This window comes from Agromyces larvae (assembly GCF_022811705.1).
Lineage (GTDB): Bacteria > Actinomycetota > Actinomycetes > Actinomycetales > Microbacteriaceae > Agromyces > Agromyces larvae.
The window spans coordinates 2,054,735-2,076,069 of sequence record NZ_CP094528.1 but is presented as its reverse complement, the minus strand read 5'-3'; the positions used below and the strand labels follow the sequence as shown (position 1 = coordinate 2,076,069).

Sequence of the window (21,335 nt, the reverse complement as noted above, 5' to 3'; positions counted from 1 at the left end):
CGGTGCTCGGGCGCGCGATCGATACCCTGAACGAGTGAGCGATCCGGCCCTCGAGCACTTGCGCACCGACCGGCTGCGGCTCGATCGCCCGGACGGTGCCGACCTCGCCGACCTGCACGACCTGCACGCCGATCCCGCGGTGTGGGAGCATCTGCCGTCGGGTCGGCACACCGATCTCGCCCAGACGCGTGCGATGCTCGCCGGGATCGACGCGGGGTGGCGCGACGTGGGTCTCGACTACTGGGTCGCCCGCGATCCGGCCGACGGCCGGCTGATCGGCATCGGCGGCTGCAGTCGGCGCGGCGAGTGGTGGAACCTGTACTACCGGCTCGACCGCAGGGCGTGGGGCGATGGCTTCGCGCAGGAGCTCGCCCGTGCGGCGATCGGCGCCGCGCGTGAGCTCGACGCCAGCGTGCCGATCGTCGCCTACCTGCTCGAGCACAACGAGGGCTCGCGGCGCGTCGCCGAGCGGCTGGGGTTCGAGCTCGTGTCGAGGGGGCCCGACGCGGGCAACCCCGACCCCGATGCCGTGCGGCTGGTGTTCGCCGACCGGCCGCTCGCGCCCGAGACGATCGAACGCGTGCTCGCGTAGGGGTTCGTCTCCGTCCGTGCGTGTCCCGCGCTCCCGCGTCAGCCCGGCAGGTCGGAGAGCGCGAGATGCACCGACGCGACCGCGCTCGAGCCTTCGCCGACGGCCGCAGCGACGCGCTTCATCGACCCCCGGCGCACATCCCCCGCCGCGAACACTCGCGGCAGGCTCGTCTCGAACGGCAGCGGGGCGCGACGCATCGACCCCCACGCGGGGTCGAGTCGCACGATATCGGTCCCGGTGCGCAGGAATCCGTGGTCGTCGCGGTCGAGCTGACGGATCCAGTCCGTCGCGGGGTCGGCGCCGATGAAGCAGAACAGGCCCCGGCACTCGACGACCTCGCTCGTCGCGCCCGACAGCGTCACGCGCTCGAGCGAGGAGTCGCCGTGCAGCCCGGTGACGCGGGTGCCGGTGTGGATGCGGATGCGCGGGTCCTCGGTGATGCGGTCGACGAGGTAGCTCGACATCGCCGCCGACAGCCCGTCGCCGCGGACGACCAGCCGGACGGAGCATCCGTTCGCAGCGAGCGCGAGCGCCGCCTGCCCCGCGGAGTTCGCACCCCCGATCACGACGACCGGCTCGCCCGCGACCTGCCGGATCTCCAGCGGGGTGGCGGCATGGTAGATGCCGCCCCGCTCGAACTCGTCCCACCGGTCGATGGGGAGGCTGCGGTACTGCGCGCCCGTCGTGACGATGACGGCGCGGGCGTGCACCCGGGTGCCGTCGGCGAGCGCGAGAGCGAGGGGATCGGTCGACCACTCGAGGGCGGCGGCCTCGCAGGGCGCGAACACTCTGACTCCGAACTTCAGCGCCTGCAGCGAGGCCTGGTCGGTGAGGGTGTCACCCGAGACCCCGAACGGGAATCCGAGGTAGTTCTCGATTCGCGAGGTCGCGGCCGACTGGCCGCCGGGTGCGATGGAGTCGAGCAGCACGGTGCGCAGCCCCTCGGACGCGCCGTAGATCGCGGCGGCGAGCCCGGCCGGCCCGCCTCCGACGACGGCGAGGTCGGCGGGCGTCTCGTCGTCGTTCGTGTAGGCGAGCCCGAGGGCCGCGGAGACCTCGCCGGGAGTCGCGTTCGAGAGGGGCTCGCCCTGGATGATCGCGACGGGCATGTCGTCGCGTCGGTACCCGTGCGTCGCGAGCAGCTCGGCGTTGCCGGGGTCGTCGGCCTCCACCCACGTGTAGACGAGGTCGAGCCGTTCGGCGTAGCGGCGCAGCGCGAGGCCGGCGGACGCGCTCGATGAGGCCACGATCTTCAGCGAGAGCGCGGCGGGCCCGGCGCGCAGGAACTCGCGCCTGGCCCACAGCGTGTGCAGCAGCAGATCGCACAGTTCGTCGTCCTCGGCCATGAGCCGCTGAAGCGCCGGACGGTCGATCCGCCGGATGCGGCCCGGGGAGACGACCCGGCCGGTGAGGAAGGGGCGCTGCCCGTTCAGCAGGCCCAGCTCGCCGAGGAACCCGCGCGGCCCTATCGTGGCGATCTGCGTCTCGGGCATCCACGGCAGGGCGTCGCGCACCACCTCGGTCAGGCCGGTCTCGACGAGGATGAGATCGGCCCACGCATCGCCCGCGCGGAACAGCACCTCGCCCTCGGCGGCATCGGACGGCACGCCGTAGGCGAGCAGTCGCTGCCACTGGGAGTCGGTGAGGTCGGGCTGAACGGTGGTGTCACCCATATCGCCATCCTCCTGCGTTCCGCCGTCGAACGGGAGGGGGCCGGCGAATCCGGCGGCCGTCCCCGAGATGCCGACGCGGGCGCGCGGCGCCGAGCCCGGAGCATCCGTCATGCGGCCGGAGTCGCGGCCGCGACCCGCGCGCGGAAGGGGTTGCGGGCGGCGACCGATGCGCGGCCTCGCGCCGATCAGCGCCCGATTCTGAGGCGGACGGCTGGGGGAGTAGCATGGACGGCGGCCCGCGCGGATATCTCGACATCGAGAGAGATTTCGAGGCCGGGCAACTCACCCACCATCCCTGCGCGTGACCCGCGCGGACCGATTGGAAGCAGAGCGTGGATCTTTACGAGTACCAGGCCAGAGACCTCTTCGAGAAGTACGGGGTGCCGGTGCTCCCCGGCATCGTCGCCGACACGCCCGAAGAGGTGCGTGCGGCCGCCGAGCAGCTCGGCGGTGTCGTCGTGGTCAAGGCCCAGGTGAAGACGGGCGGCCGCGGCAAGGCGGGCGGCGTCAAGGTCGCCAAGAACGCCGACGAGGCCGAAGCGGCCGCCAAGGCCATCCTCGGGCTCGACATCAAGGGCCACGTCGTCAAGCGCGTCATGGTCGCCGCCGGTGCCAAGATCGCGCAGGAGTTCTACTTCTCGGTGCTGCTGGACCGCGCCAACCGCTCGTACCTCTCGCTGACCAGCGTCGAGGGCGGCATGGAGATCGAGCAGCTCGCCGTCGAGAAGCCCGAGGCGCTCGCCCGCGTCGAGGTCGACCCCGGCACCGGCATCACCCCCGCCAAGGCCCGCGAGATCGCCGAGGCCGCGAACTTCCCGGCCGACCTGGTCGACAAGGTCGCCGACGTGTTCGTGAAGCTCTACGACGTCTACGAGTCCGAGGACGCGACGCTCGTCGAGGTCAACCCGCTCATCCTCGATGAAGACGGCAACGTCATCGCCCTCGACGGCAAGGTCTCGCTCGACGAGAACGCCGAGTTCCGCCACGCCGGCCACGCGCTGCTCGAAGACAAGGCCGCCGCCGACCCGCTCGAGCAGAAGGCCAAGGAGCTCGACCTCAACTACGTCAAGCTCGACGGCGAGGTCGGCATCATCGGCAACGGCGCGGGCCTGGTCATGTCGACCCTCGACGTCGTCGCATACGCCGGCGAGAACCACGGCGGCGTGAAGCCCGCGAACTTCCTCGACATCGGCGGCGGTGCGTCGGCCGAGGTCATGGCCAACGGCCTGTCGATCATCCTCGGCGACCCGCAGGTGAAGAGCGTGTTCGTCAACGTGTTCGGCGGCATCACCGCCTGCGACCAGGTCGCCAAGGGCATCGTCGGCGCCCTGGCCGAGCTCGGCAGCGAGGCGAACAAGCCGCTCGTCGTGCGCCTCGACGGCAACAACGTGGTCGAAGGCCGCCGCATCCTCGAGGAGGCCGCGCACCCGCTCGTCACCCTCGCCGACAACATGGACCAGGGCGCCGACAAGGCCGCCGAGCTGGCATCGACGGCGGCGTAGCCGCTTCGCCGACGAAAGGACACATGCAATGACGATCTTCCTCAACAAGGACAACAAGGTCATCGTCCAGGGCATCACCGGCGGCGAGGGCTCGAAGCACACCGCCCGCATGCTGGCGGCGGGCACCCAGGTCGTGGGCGGCGTCAACGCCCGCAAGGCCGGCACCACCGTGCTGCACCAGGACAAGGACGGCAACGACATCGAGCTGCCCGTCTTCGCGAGCGTCGCCGAGGCGATCGAGCAGACCGGCGCCGACGTGTCGATCGCGTTCGTGCCGCCGGCCTTCACGAAGGACGCGATGGTCGAGGCGATCGACGCCGAGATCCCGCTGCTCGTCGTGATCACCGAGGGCGTGCCCGTGCAGGACTCGGCCGAGGCGTGGGCGTACGCGAAGGAGCAGGGCAACAAGACCCGCATCATCGGCCCGAACTGCCCGGGCATCATCAGCCCCGGCGAGGCGCTGGTCGGCATCACCCCGGCGAACATCACCGGCAAGGGCCCGATCGGCCTCGTCTCGAAGTCGGGCACGCTGACGTACCAGATGATGTACGAGCTGCGCGACCTGGGCTTCTCGACCGCCATCGGCATCGGCGGCGACCCGGTCATCGGCACCACGCACATCGACGCGCTCGCCGCGTTCGAGGCCGACCCCGAGACCAAGGCGATCGTCATGATCGGCGAGATCGGCGGCGACGCCGAGGAGCGCGCGGCCGACTTCATCAAGGCGAACGTCACCAAGCCGGTCGTCGGCTACGTCGCGGGCTTCACCGCCCCCGAGGGCAAGACCATGGGCCACGCCGGCGCGATCGTGTCGGGCTCGGCGGGCACCGCCCAGGCGAAGAAGGAGGCCCTCGAGGCCGCCGGCGTCAAGGTCGGCAAGACCCCGAGCGAGACCGCGCGCCTGCTGCGCGAGGTCTACGAGGCGCTCGGCGCGTAAGCGACGCATCCGCTCGAAGGGCGCGGCATCCGACCGGATGCCGCGCCCTTCGCGTTCCGCGCCCGCGGCCCGTCCGGCCCCCGGCCCCCGGCACCCGGCTCTCGGCCTCCGACCGTGTACGCAATTCAGGTTCGCGCACGGCGTGTTGCGCCGCACCCCGGCGTGTCGCAGTGCCGACACACCTCCGCACCTGAATTGCGTACACCGCGCGAGGGGGAGTACAGCGCACCGGCGGGGCGGGGACCTGGCGGTGCGGGGACCCGACGGGGCGGGGACCCGGCGGGGCGGGGCGGCTACGCTGGGCGCGTGGAGCGCGACATCGAGGATGCCTCGGCCGACGACGAGGCCGCCCGGTTCGTGCCCGCGCCCGGGCCCGACTCCCGCATCGCGCATCCGCACACGAGGGCGGGCCGGATCCTGCGGGCGAGCTTCGCCACCGAGGCCGCGGTCTACGGCGTGATCCTCGTCGCCGGTCTCGAGGTGGTCGCCGGCTTCTCGGGCAAGACGTCCTGGAGCGTGTTCACCACGGTGATCGTGACCGTCGTGGTGTTCTGGGCGGCGCACGTCTACGCCGGCACGCTCGCGCACCTCGGTCTCGACCACGAGCGGGTCGTCGGCATCGGCGAGGCGTTCCGGATGTCGCTGCGGCGGTCGGCCGGGTTGCTCGCCTCGGCCCTCATCCCGTCGCTCATCCTGCTGCTCGGCGCCACCGACCTGGTCGACGACGACACCGCGCTCTGGGTGGCGCTCTGGTCCGGGGTGCTCGTGCTCGCCGTCCTCGGCTGGATCGCGTTCGTGCGCCGCGGCGCCGCATGGTATGTCTGCCTCATCGGTGCGATCGCGACGGCGTCGTTCGGGTTCATGATGATCCTCGCCAAGGCGTTCATCCACTGAGTTCCCGCCGCCGCGCGCGCCGGGCGCTATGGTCATCGCAGGGGGCGGAGATGGCGAAGACCGCGGCGGAACTCGAGGCGCGCATCGCGGAACTCGAGGCTGAGAACCGGGCACTGCGCGAACGCGACACGGCGCTGATCGACGACGGTGCCGGGGGGACGGGCGCCGGCCGCGCCGGCGAGGCATCCGGCCGCATGCCAGGGCGGTGGCGCGCGCCCGTGTCGGCCGTGCTGATCGTGCTCGGCATCCTGCTCGCGCCGGTGGCGCTCATCGGCGGCTGGGCCAGGCTCGAACTCGTCGACACCGACCGGTTCGTGCAGACCTTCGGGCCGCTGGCCGAGGACCCGGCCGTGCAGGCCTACCTCGTCGACCAGGTCACGACGGTCATCGACGAGCAGGTCGACATCGATGCGCTCACCGCGAGCGTGTTCGACGGGATCCGGTCGCTCGACCTGCCGCCGCGCGCCCAGGATGCGCTCGGCCTGCTCGAGGGGCCCGCGGCCGAGGGGCTGCGATCGCTGGTGTCGCAGGTGGTCGAGCGCGTGATCACCTCCGAGGCGTTCGCGGATGTCTGGAACCAGGCGCTGCGGATCTCGCACACGCAGTTCGTGGCGGCCGTGCAGGGCGACCCCGACGCGGCGTTGCAGCTCGCCGGCGACGGCACCGTGTCGGTGCAGCTCGGGCCGATCGTGGCGGAGGTCCGGCAGCAGCTCGTGGATCAGGGCGTGGGGTTCGCGTCGGCGATCCCGGCGGTCGATCGCAGCATCGAGATCGTGCAGGCCGATTCCCTCGCGCTGGTGCGCACGGTGTACACGCTCGCGGTGGCGGTCGGTCTCTGGCTGCCGTTCGTGTCGCTCGGACTGCTGGTCGCCGGGGTGCTCGTCGCTCGGCGCCGCACCACCGCCCTGGTGTGGACGGCGGGCGGATTCGCGTTCGCGATGCTCGTGCTCGGCGCGGGGGTCGGCATCGGGCAGGCGTTCTTCGTCGCCACCGTGAGCCCGTCGATCATGCCGAGCGACACCGCCGACGCACTGTACGAGCAGCTGGTCGAACTGATGCGCGGTTCGATCGCGGCGCTGTTCCTGCTCGGTCTGCTGGTGGCCTTGTTCGCCTGGTTCTCGGGGCCGTACCGACCGGCCCGCGCGGTGCGCGGTGCGGCGGCGTCGGCGTTCGACGGGTTGCGCCGGGCCGGCGATCGGCACGGGGTCGGCACCGGGCGGTTCGGCGAATGGCTCGACCGGTGGCGGGTCGGCGCCTACGTGCTCATCGCGGTCGTCGCGGCGGCCGTCGTGCTGTTCACCCGGCCGATCACCGTCGGACTGGTGGTGTGGACGGTCGTCATCGCGCTGGTGGCGCTGCTGGCCGTGCAACTCCTGCGACGCCCCGCGCCGCAACCCGCGGAGGGAGCCCTCGCGGGCTAGGCTCGCGGAGGAATGTCACGCCTCACGATCTCGCTCCTGGCCGCCCTCGAGGCCGCCGTCGCGGCGTTGGTCGGGCTCGGCGTGGCGGTCGTTCCGCTCATGGTGCTCTGGTCGATGCACTTCGGGCTCGAGGTGGATGCTGCGGCGTTCCTGCGGGCCGCGGGCGATGTGTGGCTCGTGGGGCACGGGGTCGACCTCGTGGTCACGCTCGATCCGCTGACCGCCGAGCGCACCGGCGTCGCCGGGGCCGGCGACCCGTTCCCGATCACGTTCGCGCTGCTCGGCTTCGCGTTCGCGACGGTGCTGTTCGGCCGGCGGATCGGCCGGCGGTCGGCCGCCGCCGGGCACGCGATCACCGGTGCGATCGCCGCGGTGGCGGTGTTCGCCGGCGCCGGCGTCGCGGTCTCGGTGCTGGCGCAGCATCCGTCGGCGACGACGTCGACCTGGCAGGCCGGACTCCTGCCCGCGTTCGCGATGGCGCTCGGGGTGGCGATCGGTGCGATCGGCGAGGGGCTCCGGCAGATCGACGAGGGTCCGGATGCCGCGACCGCCGACTCCCGCGCCCACCCGCTGCTCGCCGTCGTGGATGGCGTGCCGCCGGTCCTGGTCGGGGCCGTACGCGCGGCCGTGCGGGTCGGCGCCGGCGCGTCGTTCGTGATCCTGGGCCTGGCCGCCGCGGTGGTGGCCGCGCTCATCGCCGTCGACTACGCGACGATCATCGGGTTGTCCCAGACCCTCGGCCCAGGCATCGACGGAGGGCTCGCGCTCTTCGTCGGCGAACTCGCGCTGCTGCCGAACCTCGTCGTCTGGGCGGCGGCGTGGCTGCTGGGCCCCGGCTTCGCGATCGGTGCGGCGACGTCGGTGTCGCCGAACGGCACGCTGCTCGGGCCGCTGCCCGGCGTGCCGTTGCTCGGCATCGTGCCGGCCGACGGGGTGCCGTTCGGCATGCTGTGGCTGCTCGTGCCGCTCGTGGCGGGGTTCGCGGGCGCCACCACGGTGTGGTCCTCGTTCGCCGCGCATCGTGCCACGGCGGGCATGGCGCAGTCGTGGTGGTCGCCGGCGGCGATCGCGGCGGGCGCCGGGGTTGTCGCCGGCGTGGTGCTGGGTCTGCTCGCCTGGTGGTCGGGCGGGGCGGCCGGGCCCGGGCGGCTCGCGGTCGTCGGACCCGAGCCGCTGCCCGTCGCGCTCATGGCCGCGCTCACCGTGTTCCTCGGCGCCCTGGCGGGCGGGTTCACCGCGCGGGCGCTGCATCACGACCCCGACTCCGACCCCTTCACGATGCCCGAGAAGTCCTTCGCGATGCCCGAGAAGTCCGCCGAATCGGGCTCGAACGGCGGCGATGCTCGGCGCGTCGCCGAGGATCTGCTGAGCTAGCCGACGATCAGCCGAGGTCGGCTCCGACCTGCGCGCCGCCGGCGCCGCACGATGCGCATCCGAGCAGCGGGTACCCTTGTGAGGTGCTGAAGCTCGTGGTGCTCATCTCCGGCGGCGGTTCCAACCTGCGGGCACTGCTCGAGGCATCCGAGGACGCCGAGTTCCCCGCCCGTGTGGTCGCCATCGGCGCCGACCGCGACGCCGACGGGCTCGTGCTCGGCGAGGAGTTCGGCATCCCGACCTTCACCGTGCCGTTCACCGCGTACGAGTCGCGCGAGGCGTGGGGCGACGCGCTGATCGAGCAGATCCGCCAGTGGGCACCCGACCTGGTCGTGCTGTCGGGGCTCATGCGGCTCGTGCCGCCGCGGGTCATCCGCGCGTTCAGCCCCAACCTCATCAACACGCACCCGGCCTACCTGCCCGAGTTCCCGGGCGCGCACGGCGTGCGCGACGCGCTCGCCGCGGGCGTCGACCAGACCGGTGCGAGCCTCATCGTCGTCGACGACTCGGTCGACGGCGGCCCCATCATCGCGCAGGAGCGCGTGCCCGTGCTGCCCGGCGACACCGAGGCCGCATTGCACGAGCGCATCAAGCCCGTCGAGCGACGACTGCTGATCCAGGCCGTGCTCGACATCGCCAACGCCCACCTCGACCTGAAGGAGCTGACCGCACGATGAGCGGCGCCACGCACGACCCGAGTCTGTACCGCGAGCGCGACCTCGTGCCGATCCGCCGGGCGCTCGTCGCCGTGAGCGACAAGCGCGGGCTCGTCGAGCTCGCGACCGCGCTCGTCGAGGCGGGCGTCGAGGTCGTCTCGACCGGCGGCACCGGCGCGGCGATCGCCGCCGCGGGCCTCCCGGTCACGCAGGTGGCCGACGTCACCGGCTACCCCGAGCACCTCGACGGCCGGGTGCGCACCCTGCACCCCGGCGTGCACTCGGGCCTGCTCGCCGACCTGCGCCTCGACGACCACGAGCGTCAGCTCGCCGAGCTCGGCATCGCACCGTTCGAGCTCGTGGTGGTGAACCTGTACCCGTTCGCCGCGACGGTGGCGTCGGGTGCGACGCCCGACCAGGCGATCGAGCAGATCGACATCGGCGGCCCGGCGATGGTGCGCGCCTCGGCGAAGAACCACGCGAACGTCGCCGTCGTGGTCTCGCCCGACCGGTACGACGACGTGCGCGCAGCGCTCGCCGCGGGCGGCACCACGCTCGCACAGCGCCGGGAGCTGGCCCGCGAGGCGTTCCGGCACACCGCGACCTACGACATCGCGGTCGCCTCCTGGATCGGCAGCGTCGTCGCGCCCGACCAGCCGGCCGGCGACGCCGATGCCTCGCCGTTCCCGGCGTGGATCGCCGGCAGCTGGCTGAAGCAGACCGACCTGCGCTACGGCGAGAACTCGCACCAGGCCGCCGCGATCTTCGCCGCGCAGGGGCCGGGCGCCCCCGGCATCGCGCAGGCGACGCAGCTGCACGGCAAAGAGATGTCGTACAACAACTTCGTCGACGCCGACGCGGCCGTGCGCGCCGCCTTCGACTTCGCCGGGCCCGCGGTGGCGATCGTCAAGCACGCGAACCCGTGCGGCATCGCGGTGGCGTCGCCGGCCGCGGCAGGTTCAGCGGGGGTCGACCCGATCGCCGACGCCCACCGCCGTGCCCACGAGTGCGACCCGGTGTCGGCGTACGGCGGGGTGATCGCCGCGAACCGCACCGTGACCCGTGCGATGGCCGAGACCGTCGCGGGCATCTTCACCGAGGTGCTCGTCGCACCCGGCTTCGAACCCGAGGCGCTCGAGATCCTGACGCAGAAGAAGAACCTGCGCCTGCTCACCCTGCCAGAGGGGTTCGCTCCGACGGCGCTCGAACTGAAGCAGGTGTCGGGCGGACTGCTCGTGCAGCAGGCCGACCGGCAGTTCGCCGACCCGTCGACCTGGACCCTCGTGGCGGGCGAGCCCGCCGACGAGGCCACCCTCGCCGACCTCGCGTTCGCGTGGACGGCCTGCCGCGCCGTCAAGTCGAACGCGATCCTGCTCGCGTCGGGCGGCGCGTCGGTGGGCGTCGGCATGGGCCAGGTCAATCGGGTCGATTCGTGCAAGCTCGCCGTCGACCGTGCGGGCGACCGCGCCGCGGGGTCGGTCGCGGCATCCGACGCCTTCTTCCCCTTCGCCGACGGGCCGCAGATCCTCATCGACGGCGGGGTGAAGGCCATCGTGCAGCCCGGCGGGTCGATCCGCGACGACGAGGTCGTCGCGGCGGCCGCAGCCGCGGGCGTCACCATGTACTTCACGGGCGAGCGGCACTTCTTCCACTGAGCGGTTCCGCGTGACCGGATGCCACGGCCCCGCGCCGTGGCATCCGTCGTACCCTTGAGGTGAGGCGCTCACGAGGCGCCGAACCGCACCCGCCCACGAGGCGAACACGAGGAGACGATCGATGACGATCACCCATGCCGCGACCCCCGCGGCTGCCACCGCATCCGCAGCCCACGCCACCACGGTCGACCTGCCGCTCGACGCCCCCGAGCACGAACGCGTGCTCGTGACCCGGGGTCGACGCTCGAAGCTCACGATCATCGTGGCCGTGCACTCCACCGCCCTCGGCCAGGCGCTCGGCGGCGCGCGGCTCTGGCGGTACGACCACTGGACCGACGCCCTCGCCGACGCGCTGCGGCTCTCGCAGGCGATGACGTTGAAGAACGCCGCGGCCGGCCTCGCTCGGGGCGGCGGCAAGTCGGTCATCTGCATCCCGCCGGGCGTCGAACTCGACGATCGGCGCCGCCGCGACGCCATGCTCGACCTCGGCGATGCGGTCGAATCGCTCGGCGGCGCCTACATGACCGCCGAAGACGTCGGCACCAGCGCCGAACTCATGGCGGTGGTCGCCGAACGCACCGCGCACGTATGCGGGCTGCCGCCCGAGCAGGGCGGCGTCGGCGAGCCGGCCGACGCGACCGCTGCGGGCGTGCACGCGTCGATCCTCGCCACCCTCGACCACGTCTTCGGCTCGCGGGAGGTGCGCGGCCGCCACCTCGTCATCGCGGGCCTCGGGCAGGTGGGCGGCCGGCTCGCCCGCCGCCTCGCGGCCGAGGGCGCGCGGCTCACGGTGACGGATGTCGCTGAGGACACCCGCGCGCTCGCCGACGAGCTCGGCGCCGCATGGGTCGAGCCCGACGAGGCGCACCGCGTCGAGGCCGACGTGTTCGTGCCGTGCGGGCTAGGCGGGGTGCTCACGCCGCAGGTTGTGGAGGAGCTGCGGGTGCGCGCGGTCGCCGGGGCCGCGAACAACCAGCTCGCCACGCGCGAGGTCGCACGCCTGCTGCGCGAACGAGGCATCACGTGGGCGCCAGACTTCGTCGCGAATGCCGGCGGCGTCGTGTACCTCGATCTCGCCGCGTCGCCCGACGTGACGCCGGCCGAACTCGACGCGCGGCTCGAGGGCATCGGCGAGACGATCGCGGACGTGTACCGCGACGCGGATGCCGCCGGCACCACGACGCTCGAGGCCGCCGAACGGCTGGCTGCGGCGCGACTGGAGGCCGCGCGGGTCTGAGCGGCACCGGGCGCCGGAGAGGGGTCTCGTCCGCCACTAGGCTCGACGCATGCCGTCGCCCTCCCCCGCGAATCCGCCCGCCCGATACACCCCGCCCGTGACGCCCGGCCGCCGCGCGCTGGCCGTGCTCGCCGCGTCGGCGGCGGTGGCCGCGGTGGCTTTCGCGACCAGCCTGCTGGCACTGTTCGTCGCGAACGGGCAGTCGCCCGAGGTGTTCCCGCGGGCGACCGGGCACTTCCTGCTCACGGCCGTGCTCACGTGGGCGCTGCTGGCCGTGGCGAACGCCGTCGGAGCGGCGCGCAACTGGTTCCTCGGCGTGCTGTCGGGATTCGCCTCGGCGGTGCTCGCGGCGCTCATCGCGACGAGTCTCGCCGTGCTCGGCAGCGCCCGCAGCGATTCGCCCGAGCTGTTCCTCTTCGTGCTGGGCTCGCTGGTGAGCCTCAACCTCGTGTTCATCGTCACCGTGATGGTGGCCGAGCCGCTGCTCGCGCCGCGCGTGCTGCGCGGCATCCTGCACCACCGACCGCGCCGTCGCGCCCGACGCATCGCGCTCGTGCGCATCCCGGCCTCGAACCTCGCCGAAGGCGAGCTCACCCACCTCGATCGTCAGCAGATCGACCAGGCGAAGGCCGACGAGCAGTGGGACAACTACTGCGCGGCGCTCGTCGCCGAAGGGTGGGAGACGGTCGAGGTCGACGCCGCACCCGATCTGGCCGACTCGGTCTTCGTCGAGGACGCGGTCGTCATGTTCGGCGACCTCGCGGTGCTCGCGAGCCCCGGCGCCGCATCGCGCCGACCCGAGGTCGACGCGGTCGAGCGCGCCGTGCGGGCGGTGCCCGGTGTCTCGGTCGCGCGCATCCAGGAGCCCGGCACCCTCGACGGCGGGGACGTGCTGAAGGTCGGGTCGACGGTCTACGTCGGCGCGTCGAGCCGCACGAACGCCGAGGGCATCCGGCAGCTGCGCGAGCTGCTCACCCCGAACGGGTTCATCGTCGTCGCGGTACCGGTCACACGGGCGCTGCATCTGAAGAGCACCGTCACCGCACTGCCCGACGGCACCGTGATCGGGCACCCCGACCTCGTCGACGAGCCCGGGCTGTTCCCGCGATTCCTCGCCGTGCCCGAGCGCGAGGGCGTCGCCGTGGTCGAGCTCGGCGACCAGACGCTGCTGATGTCCGCCGCGGCTCCCCGCACCGCCGCGATGCTCGCCGGGTTCGGCTACCGCGTGGTCACCGTCGACATCTCGGAGTTCGAGAAGCTCGAGGGCTGCGTCACGTGTCTGTCGGTGCGGGTGCGGTAGCGGCTGCGGGTGCGGGTGCGGGTGCGCACCTCGCCGGTCGACTCACGGAGCGTCAGGCCGCCGCGCGAGGGCGGGCGGTGCCGACGCCGTCGTGCAGTTCGATCACCCGGTCGGCGCGATCGACGAGGGCGGGGTCGTGCGTGGTGACGACCGCGGCGACGCCCTCGCCGTGCACGAGCGTGCCGATGAGGTCCATCACGGTGGCGGCGGTGCCGCTGTCGAGCTGACCGGTCGGCTCGTCGGCGAGCAGCAGCGACGGCCGCGCGGCGAGCGCGCGGGCGATGCCGACGCGCTGCTGCTGACCGCCCGACAGCTCGCTGGGGCGCTGCTCGGCGTGCTCGGCGAGCCCGACGAGCGCGAGCACCTCGGCCACGCGGGCGTCGCGTTCGGCCGGGGCGAGGCGCTGCAGCCGCAGCGGCACCTCGACGTTCTCAGCGGCCGAGAGCACCGGCACCAGGCCGAACGACTGGAAGACGATGCCGAGCCGGTCGCGGCGCAGCGTGGCGAGGTCGTCCTCGCCGAGCGCCGACAGGTCGGTGTCGCCCAGCAGCACCCGGCCGCTCGTCGGACGGTCGAGGCCGGCGAGCAGGTTGAGCAGGGTCGTCTTGCCGGCCCCCGAGGGGCCGGTCACGACGAGCAGTTCGCCGGGCTGCACCTCGAGCGAGACGCCGTCGACCGCGCGGACGGCGCCGGCGCGGCCCTCGAACACGCGGGTCACGGCTTCGGCGCGGAGCGTCGTCATCGATCGACCTCCTCGGTCGGGTCGTCGGGCGCGGTCGGGTCTTCGGGCGCGGCCGGGTCTGCGGGCGCGGCGGATTCGGATGCCGCGCCGCCATGCGGCAGCGGGTCGCCCGTCGGCGACTCCGGCGCTGATGCGTGTGTGGCATGAGCGTGGGTGGGGTCGCCCGTCGGCGACTCCGGCGCTGATGCGTGTGTGGCATGGGGGTGGGCGTGGCGCGGGGCATCCGTGCCGGGCCACACGCCCACGTGGTCGGTCTCGAGGGCGAGTCGCACGCGGTCGCGCAGCGACAGCGCCTCCACGAAGTCGTGCGGCAGCTGCAGCCGGCCGACCCGGTCGAGCACGGCGAATTCCTCGGCGACCTGCTCCTCGTCGCCCGAGGCGCCGACCCGGGTCGAGCGCAGCACCTCGGTCGAGGTGCGTCCGTCGCGGATCTGCACGGTGCGCCGCACGTGCTCGGACACGGTCGGGTCGTGCGTGACGATGAGCGTCGTGACGCCGAGGGCCTCGTTCACGCCGCGCATCGCCTCCAGCACCTCGGCGCTGGTCGACTCGTCGAGTTCGCCGGTCGGCTCGTCGGCGAGCAGCACCTCGGGGCGGTTCGCGAGCGCGACGGCGATCGCGACCCGCTGCTGCTGACCGCCGCTGAGTTCGCCGGGGCGCCGGTCGGCCAGGTCGCCGACGCCGACGAGGTCGAGCAGTTCGTCGATGCGGGTCGACCGTTCGCGGCCGCGCGCGGTGCGGGCGACGTCGATCGCGAGGGCCACGTTCTCGGCGGCGGTGAGATAGGGCAGCAGGTTGCGGGCGGTCTGCTGCCAGACGAAGCCGACGGTGTGCCGCCGGTACGCGACCCGCTCGCGCTCGCGCATCGCGAACAGGTCGTGGCCGACGACCTTCGCGACCCCGGCTGTGGCGGTGTCCAGGCCGGAGAGGATGGTGAGCAGGGTCGACTTGCCCGACCCCGACGCGCCCACCACGGCGACCATCTCGCCGGGTTCGACGCGCAGGTTGAGCCCCTGGAGCGCCTGCACTTCGACGCCGTCGGCGCTGAAGATGCGCACCAGGTCGACGCACAGGATGTGCGGGGATCCGTCTGCCACGAGGGTCATCCTTCCTCCTCCTTGCGCAGCGCGCGAGCGGCGCCCACGCGCCCGCCGAGCGTCGACGCCGCCCACGCCGCGACCGCGGCCACGACGATCGCGCCCGCCAGCACCGCGCCCACGAGCACCCAGTCGATCGTGATCGCGGGCTGGCGGTCGCCCCCGGTGAACGAGGCGAGATCGATGCCGGCGAGCACCACGTACGGCATCGCGATGCCGAGCGCGGTGCCGACGACGACGGCCGCGACGATCATCGGGCCGAGTTCCCAGGCGACCAGTCCGCGCTCGCCGCGGCGACGCAGGCCGAGGGTCGCGAGCAGGGGGAGCAGCCGTTCGCGCGCGGGGCGCCCGACGACGAGGGCGAGCACGAGCGCCAGGGCGGTGAGCAGACTGGTGAGCGCGATCGCGATCATGAGGCCCGCCTCGAGCCCGCGCGCGTTCGGCCGGTCGAGCAGGTCGGCGGTCAGTTCGTCGGGGGTGCGCACGGATGCCCCGGGGCCGGCGATCTCGCCGAGCTCCGCCGTGACCGCGGCGGGATCGGCGCCGGGGGCGAACCGCACCAGCACCGTCCGGGGGACGAGGGTCGAGGTGAACGGGTCGGCGTTGACGCGGTCGATGAGGATCCAGTTCGGACGCGGCGAGAACGCGGTGCGCCCGTCGACGGCGGCGAGCAGGTCCATCTCGGCGTCGTCCATCTCGGCCTGCGCGGCGTCGGCGATCTGCTCGGCCACCGAGGCGGAGGTCAGCACCGGCACCGCGTCGCCGTCGGCGACCTCGCGGGCGAGTTCGCGGGGCAGGTCGAGCACGCCCTCGCGGCCCGCCTGCACCGCCGACATCTCCGCGACGTCGACCACGATCAGGGTCGTCGGCTGGAGCTTCCCGTCGAGCCCGAGGTACACGGGCGTGGTCGAGTACACGGGCGCGATCGCCTCGACCCCCGGCACGTCGCGGAACTGCTCGAGCTGCGCCTTCGTCAGCGGCACCCCCGAGACGCTCGCGTCGGCGCCCACCGTCGCCGACGACGCGCTCGCGGCTCCCGTGCGCACGGTCGTGAGCGCGATCGCCGAGCTCACCGCGACCGCGACGCCGACGACCACCGCGAGCACCGGCACGAGCCCCGCCGACGGGTCCCGCAGGGCCCGAGCCGACCCGAGGAAGGCGACGAGCCCACGCCCCGCCTTCGCCCGCCGCACCACCGCGGCGAGCGGCACCGGGTAGCACCGCAGCACCACGACGCAGCCTGAGAGCGCGATGAGCAGCGGCACCGCGGCCAGCAGCGGGTCGATGCCGGTCGCCGTGGGGCCGCGGACGAGCAGCAGGCCGACCGAGACCGCGGTGACGACGAGCACCAGCGCCTCCCACACCCAGCGCAACCGGCTGGGCCGGCGACCGAGGTCGGCGCGCGCACGACGCAGCGGCGTGAGGGCCGGTGCCGCGGTGACGAGCAGCACCGCCGGGGCGAGTGCGAACACGGCGGCCACGAGCCATCCGCCCCAGGTCGTCTGGCCCGGGGTGAGCCGGAGCGCGACCGCACCGCCGGCGAGCGCCGCGGGGATCCCGATCGCGAGGCCCTCGCCGCCGAGCGCGCCGCGCAGCCAGGCCGTGCTCGCCCCGCGCGCGGCGGCGAGCTCGAGCCCGGCCCGGCGACGCTCGAACACGACCCTGGCGCCCAGCACGATGACCGCGACGAGCACCCCGATGGGGCCCGACGCCACCGTCGCCAGCACCGCGTCGACGGCGGTCGACTCGGCCCGCTGCGCGGCGAGGTGCGGCGGCAGCCCGCTCGCGAACGCGACCTGGCCGACGGTCGCGTAGTTGCCCGTCCAGCTGCCGTCGCCGAGCGCATGCCCGGTGCTCTCGAACTCGTCGATCTGGGTCTCGATCTCGACGGAGTCGCCCGACCGGATCGCCTCGGTGCGCACCGGGAGCCAGGTCGACAGGGTGATCGGCAGCGGCTGGTCGGCGATCACGGGCCAGGCGAGCGGATCCATGAACGCGGTCGCGGTGTACTCGGGCGGGCCGAGCCCGTTGTCGGCGACCGAAGCGTGCAACGCGGTCGGTAGGTGCGACCAAAGTCCGGCCTCGGCGTCGACCGGTTCGAACGTGCCGGTCAGCCGCACCGCGAGGGTGCCGTTCGGCGCCACGATCTCGCGCACCTCGCCCGCGCGCCAGTTCAGGTCGGCGGCGACGACGGTGTCGAGCACGACGTCGAGGGGGCCGGGCAGCGGCTCGGGCGTGGTGTCGATGAACAGGTACTCCCCGGGCTCCGGCGTCGGCGCCGGCGGCGCGGGCGGCGGCGGCGCGGGCACCTCGGGCCATGCCCCGTCGGCCAGGTCGACGTGCGATCGCAGGCGGGGGTCGGCGGCGAGTTCGATCCGGTAGACCGGGCCGCCGCCGCCCGAGCCGGGCACTCCGGCGATCTGCGGGTTGACGGTGACGACGGCGAGGGGGTCGCCGATCGTGCTCCGCAACGGCTCGGGGAGGGCATCGCGCAGCGCGACGAGCCGCTCCTCCTGGGCGCCCCACGCCGCGTCGACGTCGGGGTCGAGCGTGGTCGGCTGCGTCGGCGGGCCGAGCTGCGGGCGGTCGCGGGTCGCGGTCTGCAGGTCGAGCTCGGTGGGCGATGCCGCGGCGAGGCGCGCGTCCAGGGCGGCGGTGTGCAGGTTCTCGACGGCGCGCGGCGCGGCGACGGCGAGCAGCGCGGCTCCGGAGACGAGCAGGGCGAGCGAGATGGATGCCACGGGCGCGGCCGCGAACGCACGCCAGCGCAGCCCGGCGGAGGACCGACGCGAGCGGCGGGTGTGCGCGACCGGCGCGTTCACGATGCCTCCTCTCCGTGCCGGACGGCGTGTCGAGCCCGCGCCGCGGTGGTCGCGGCGGACGCGGCCGCGACCCCGAGGGCGAGCAGTGCCGTCACGACGACCGCGCCGAGCAGCCAGGCCCATTCGCCGCCGCCCGACACGAGCAGGGTTTCGCGCGCCCCGGGTACGGCGGCGCGGGCCAGCACGGGCACCACGAGCGCCGCGACCCCGAGTCCGACGACGAGGCCGCCGGCGATCGCACCGACCGCGGCGACCGCGAGCTCGGCGAACCGGGACCGGCCCTGCGCGCGAGCGGGCATCCCGAGCGCGCGCAGCACCGCGAGCTCGCCCGCGCGGGATCGCCCGATCGCGGCGACGAGGGCGGCGAACGCGGCGATCGCGAAGGCGACGGCGCCCGCGGCGCCCCACGCGAGCGCATCGACGGCGGGTCCGACGACGCCCTCGGTCGACGCATCGGTGCGCGTGGATGCCGACAGCGGCAGAGGTTGTTCCCGGTCGAGCGTGTCGGCGACCTGCTCGGGCGACTCGCTCGCCAGCCAGCGTTCGGCGTGCTCGGGCACCCCGCCGCCCGCGCCGAACGCGGCGGCCTGCGTCGCGCCGAGATCGGCGAGGATCGCGCCGCCGCCGGGCAGTGCCGGCGCGGTCGCGATGACGAGCGCATGCACCTCCGAGCCGCCCGCGACGATGCGGAAGTCGAACTCGTCGCCCGGGTCGGCGAGGATGGCGGCCGCGAGCCCGGCGTCGAGCACCACCGGGACGGGGCCGTCGACGGTCGCGGCCACGACACGGCCCGACGGCGTGCGGGCCGACAGCTCGATGTCGCCGGTCGGGGCGTCGGCGAGGGGCGAACCGTCGACCTGCACGCCCACGACCGTCACGCGCGGGTCGCCCGCGCCCTCGACGTTCGGGCGACGAGCTTCGATGCCGATCAGCGTGAGCCCCGGCGCGGACGGCAGCGCGGCGCTGAGCTTCCCGCCGCCGGCCGCGAGCGGCACCCCGCCGAGGTCGAGCACGGTCGCGGCCCCGTGCGGCCCGAGCAGCCACGCCGACACGGCGATCTCGCCCGGCGCGGCGGAGACCGCGGCGACCGTGACGTCGACGGCGAGGCGACCGGCTCCCTCGGGCAGCGGGATGCCGCCGGGTTCCTCGGCGGCGGAGGCGAGTCCGGCGGCCTGCGCCGTGCCGGGCAGGTCGCCGGTGATCGCAGCCAGGCTCGCGGCGTCCACGGCGACGAGTTCGCGCGCATCGGACCCGACCCGGACCTCCGTGCGCAGCGCCGGCATGTCGGCATCGACCCCGGCCAGGTCGGCGAACGGGGCGGCGGACGCGAGCGGGTCGGCTCCCGTGACGAGGGCTCGGCCCGCGAGCTCGACGCGGACGTCGCCGCCGGTGCGCAGGGCCGCGGCGCGGGCATCGGTCGCGTGCCAGGCGCCGGCGAGCGCCGCGGCGAGCGTGAGGGATGCGACGCCGATCACCGTGGTGAGCGTCGCGGCGGCGTACAGTTCGGGGGCGCGCGCGAGCCGACGCATCGGCAGTGCGGGTGAGAGCCGGGGGCGGCGTGCGGCGGCCCGCGCCGCGACGGCGCCGGCGGGCCGCGAGAGCACGAGGGCCACGAGCGCGAGCGCGAGCAGCACGAGCACCGGCGCCGAGGCGGCGAGCGGGTCGACGTTCACCCCGTCGCGCCCGACGACGAGCGGCGACCCGAGCGAGAGGAGCCGCCACAGTGCGAGCCCCGCGAGCGCGACCAGCAGCACCGTGCCGCCGATGGCGCCGCCACGGGCCGCCCGCCCCGGTTCGTCGCCGGCGCCCCGCACGAGCGGGCGACGGGCGCCACGACGCGCCACGCCGGCGAGCAACGCGACCGCCACGGCGACGACCGCGCCCGCGGCAGCCCACGCCGCCGTCGACGCCCGCGGCTCGCCGGGGCGCACGAACCCGAGCAGTGCCTCGGCGAGCAGCGCGCCGACCGCCGCAGCGGGCAGCGACGCCCACACGGCCTCCGCCGCGGTGCTCGCCGCCAGCCGGTTCGCGGTGGCGCCGCGGGCCCGCAGCAGCACGGTCTCGCCGCGGCGCGACTCGGCGAGCAGCGCCGCGAGTCGCCAGAGGGCCGCGACTGCGGCGATCGCGGCGAGGGCGAGCGGCAGCGGCGAGATCGCGCGCGCCGCGGCGGCGGCGACCAGCAGCCGTGCGAGCGTCGAGTCCAGGTCGCCCGCCTCGGCGATGCCGGTGTCGCCCATCGCCGGGTCGTCCTGCAGCGCCGGCGCGACGTCGGGGATCGATGCGCCGAGCGCGCGCAGCGCGTCCAGGTCGGCACGACCGGGCGGCACGGTCGCGGTCCACCGCGCGAACACGGCGGCGGGCACCTCGGCGAGCACGGACTCGTCGACGAGCAGCGGCCCCACCGCGTCGCCCTCGGCGCCGGCGGCGGCGAACGGGTCGCCGAACCAGGCCGGATCGGTGGGGTCGGCCGCCTGCCAGAGACCGGTCACCGTGACCGGTGCCGCGTCGTCCCCGACGGCGAGCACGTCGCCGACGGTGACGCCGAGCCGCTCGGCGGCGCCGGCCTGCAGTGCGCCCTCCGCCGCGCCCGCGCCCCAGTCGCCGGCGACGAGTTCCGCGCGCTCGGGCAGGTCGGGGTCGGCGAGCAGCACCAGCCCCGAGGCATCCGCCGTCGCGGCCGCGCCGCCGACCGCGACCGCCGCGGACGCCACCGAGCGCGCCCAGGTCGCGCCGTGGGCGGCGACCTCGCGATCGAGCACGGATGCCGCGGCCGCAGCCTGCTCCGAAGCATCCGCCGCGAGCCGAGTCTGCCAGCGCACCGCGCCCGCCCGGCCGTCGACCGATGCGAGCTCCGCGCCGATCGCCGTGGGCGGCGCCGTCGCCGTCCAGTCAGCCAGCGCACCCGTCGTGAACGCGGCGAGGAACGAGATCAGCGCGACCCCGCCGAGGACACCGGCCCGCGCGCGAGCGCGCGCGGTCGCGATGCGAGCGGATGACACCCGGGTCTCCTCGTCGTCGGGGTGACCGCCCGGGAAGGAACGAGGGTCGGGCGGAGACGATGCGGGCCAGCCTATGCCCGGAGGGGATGTTGCGTGCAATCGCCCGACACCCATAGTCTGAAGGGCTGGCTGCGCGCGATCCGCGAAGCCGATCGATGAAGACGCTGGAGGACACCATGCAGATTGCCGACACCGACGCCCCTACCACGGCGGTTTTCGGCTCTGCGCGCCGTCGCCTCGCGCACGTCGAATACGCCGGGTAGCCGCCGCCCACCGTCTCGCCGGACCGGCTCCGGCCCCGAACTCCATCGGTGCGACGCATCCGTCGACCGCCCTCGCGACCGTTCGCGATACTCGATCCCGCTCTTCGTCCGACCGCTGCGCGCTGCCGCGCACGACCGGACCGCCATTCCGGAAGGATTCCGCGTGACCAC

15 protein-coding genes are annotated in these 21,335 nt (G+C 74.4%); 10 read left to right on the top strand and 5 right to left on the bottom strand.

The annotated features are described in order from the left end of the window. The first annotated feature begins 34 nt into the window (after positions 1-34). Positions 35-592, top strand: a complete 558-nt coding sequence (locus MTO99_RS10095; RefSeq protein ID WP_243553494.1) for a GNAT family N-acetyltransferase — start codon at positions 35-37, stop codon at positions 590-592. A 38-nt stretch (positions 593-630) separates the two neighbouring features. Here MTO99_RS10095 and MTO99_RS10090 read toward each other — a convergent pair whose 3' ends face one another. Next, on the bottom strand, positions 631-2,265 hold the full coding sequence (locus MTO99_RS10090) for an FAD-dependent oxidoreductase (RefSeq protein ID WP_243553493.1): 1,635 nt from the start codon (positions 2,263-2,265) through the stop codon (positions 631-633). A 332-nt stretch (positions 2,266-2,597) separates the two neighbouring features. Between MTO99_RS10090 and sucC the strand changes: the two genes are divergently transcribed. The 9 genes from sucC (at position 2,598) to ddaH (ending at position 13,241) form a co-directional block, all read left to right on the top strand. Then, positions 2,598-3,767 carry an ADP-forming succinate--CoA ligase subunit beta gene (sucC, locus tag MTO99_RS10085; protein WP_243553492.1) on the top strand — a complete coding sequence of 390 codons (1,170 nt, stop codon included), beginning with the start codon at positions 2,598-2,600 and terminating at the stop codon, positions 3,765-3,767. A gap of 28 nt (positions 3,768-3,795) precedes the next feature. Further along, complete coding sequence (gene sucD / locus MTO99_RS10080) at positions 3,796-4,704, top strand: succinate--CoA ligase subunit alpha (protein WP_243553491.1); 909 nt, start codon at positions 3,796-3,798, stop codon at positions 4,702-4,704. 306 nt (positions 4,705-5,010) lie between these two features. Next, positions 5,011-5,598, top strand: coding sequence for a hypothetical protein (locus tag MTO99_RS10075; RefSeq protein ID WP_243553490.1), 588 nt, complete (start codon positions 5,011-5,013; stop codon positions 5,596-5,598). 50 nt (positions 5,599-5,648) lie between these two features. Further along, positions 5,649-7,019 (top strand): hypothetical protein, encoded by a 1,371-nt coding sequence (locus tag MTO99_RS10070; protein WP_243553489.1) that lies wholly within the window; start codon positions 5,649-5,651, stop codon positions 7,017-7,019. A gap of 12 nt (positions 7,020-7,031) precedes the next feature. Next, positions 7,032-8,393, top strand: a complete 1,362-nt coding sequence (locus MTO99_RS10065) for a cell division protein PerM (RefSeq protein WP_243553488.1) — start codon at positions 7,032-7,034, stop codon at positions 8,391-8,393. A gap of 83 nt (positions 8,394-8,476) precedes the next feature. Beyond that, complete coding sequence (gene purN / locus MTO99_RS10060) at positions 8,477-9,070, top strand: phosphoribosylglycinamide formyltransferase (RefSeq protein ID WP_243553487.1); 594 nt, start codon at positions 8,477-8,479, stop codon at positions 9,068-9,070. Beyond that, the gene (purH, locus tag MTO99_RS10055; RefSeq protein WP_243553486.1) at positions 9,067-10,704 is read left to right on the top strand and encodes a bifunctional phosphoribosylaminoimidazolecarboxamide formyltransferase/IMP cyclohydrolase; all 1,638 of its coding nucleotides are present in this window, start codon (positions 9,067-9,069) and stop codon (positions 10,702-10,704) included. The genes purN and purH overlap by 4 nt, the downstream gene beginning before the upstream one ends. A gap of 121 nt (positions 10,705-10,825) precedes the next feature. Beyond that, complete coding sequence (locus tag MTO99_RS10050; RefSeq protein ID WP_243553485.1) at positions 10,826-11,941, top strand: Glu/Leu/Phe/Val dehydrogenase family protein; 1,116 nt, start codon at positions 10,826-10,828, stop codon at positions 11,939-11,941. 49 nt (positions 11,942-11,990) lie between these two features. Next, positions 11,991-13,241 (top strand): dimethylargininase, encoded by a 1,251-nt coding sequence (gene ddaH / locus MTO99_RS19080; protein WP_290428379.1) that lies wholly within the window; start codon positions 11,991-11,993, stop codon positions 13,239-13,241. Between the two features lie 52 nt (positions 13,242-13,293). Here the strand turns inward: ddaH and MTO99_RS10040 are convergent, their stop codons facing one another. The 4 genes from MTO99_RS10040 to MTO99_RS10025 are packed head-to-tail and all read right to left on the bottom strand — an operon-like array spanning position 13,294 to position 20,901. Continuing rightward, positions 13,294-13,983, bottom strand: coding sequence for an ABC transporter ATP-binding protein (locus MTO99_RS10040; RefSeq protein ID WP_243553484.1), 690 nt, complete (start codon positions 13,981-13,983; stop codon positions 13,294-13,296). Next, complete coding sequence (locus MTO99_RS10035; protein ID WP_435520748.1) at positions 13,980-15,080, bottom strand: ABC transporter ATP-binding protein; 1,101 nt, start codon at positions 15,078-15,080, stop codon at positions 13,980-13,982. The genes MTO99_RS10040 and MTO99_RS10035 overlap by 4 nt, the downstream gene beginning before the upstream one ends. A 5-nt stretch (positions 15,081-15,085) precedes the next feature. Further along, complete coding sequence (locus tag MTO99_RS10030; RefSeq protein WP_243553482.1) at positions 15,086-17,902, bottom strand: FtsX-like permease family protein; 2,817 nt, start codon at positions 17,900-17,902, stop codon at positions 15,086-15,088. Beyond that, positions 17,899-20,901 carry an FtsX-like permease family protein gene (locus MTO99_RS10025; protein ID WP_243553481.1) on the bottom strand — a complete coding sequence of 1,001 codons (3,003 nt, stop codon included), beginning with the start codon at positions 20,899-20,901 and terminating at the stop codon, positions 17,899-17,901. The genes MTO99_RS10030 and MTO99_RS10025 overlap by 4 nt, the downstream gene beginning before the upstream one ends. Positions 20,902-21,335: the final 434 nt, after the last annotated feature.

Bases quoted from the DNA above. Each gene is read 5' to 3' on its own strand.
- sucD (WP_243553491.1), top strand. From the start codon at position 3,796: ATGACGATCTTCCTCAACAAGGACAACAAGGTCATCGTCCAGGGCATC.
- MTO99_RS10050 (WP_243553485.1), top strand. From the start codon at position 10,826: ATGACGATCACCCATGCCGCGACCCCCGCGGCTGCCACCGCATCCGCA.
- MTO99_RS10090 (WP_243553493.1), bottom strand. From the start codon at position 2,265: ATGGGTGACACCACCGTTCAGCCCGACCTCACCGACTCCCAGTGGCAG.
- purH (WP_243553486.1), top strand. From the start codon at position 9,067: ATGAGCGGCGCCACGCACGACCCGAGTCTGTACCGCGAGCGCGACCTC.
- MTO99_RS10070 (WP_243553489.1), top strand. From the start codon at position 5,649: ATGGCGAAGACCGCGGCGGAACTCGAGGCGCGCATCGCGGAACTCGAG.
- ddaH (WP_290428379.1), top strand. From the start codon at position 11,991: ATGCCGTCGCCCTCCCCCGCGAATCCGCCCGCCCGATACACCCCGCCC.
- MTO99_RS10065 (WP_243553488.1), top strand. From the start codon at position 7,032: ATGTCACGCCTCACGATCTCGCTCCTGGCCGCCCTCGAGGCCGCCGTC.
- MTO99_RS10040 (WP_243553484.1), bottom strand. From the start codon at position 13,983: ATGACGACGCTCCGCGCCGAAGCCGTGACCCGCGTGTTCGAGGGCCGC.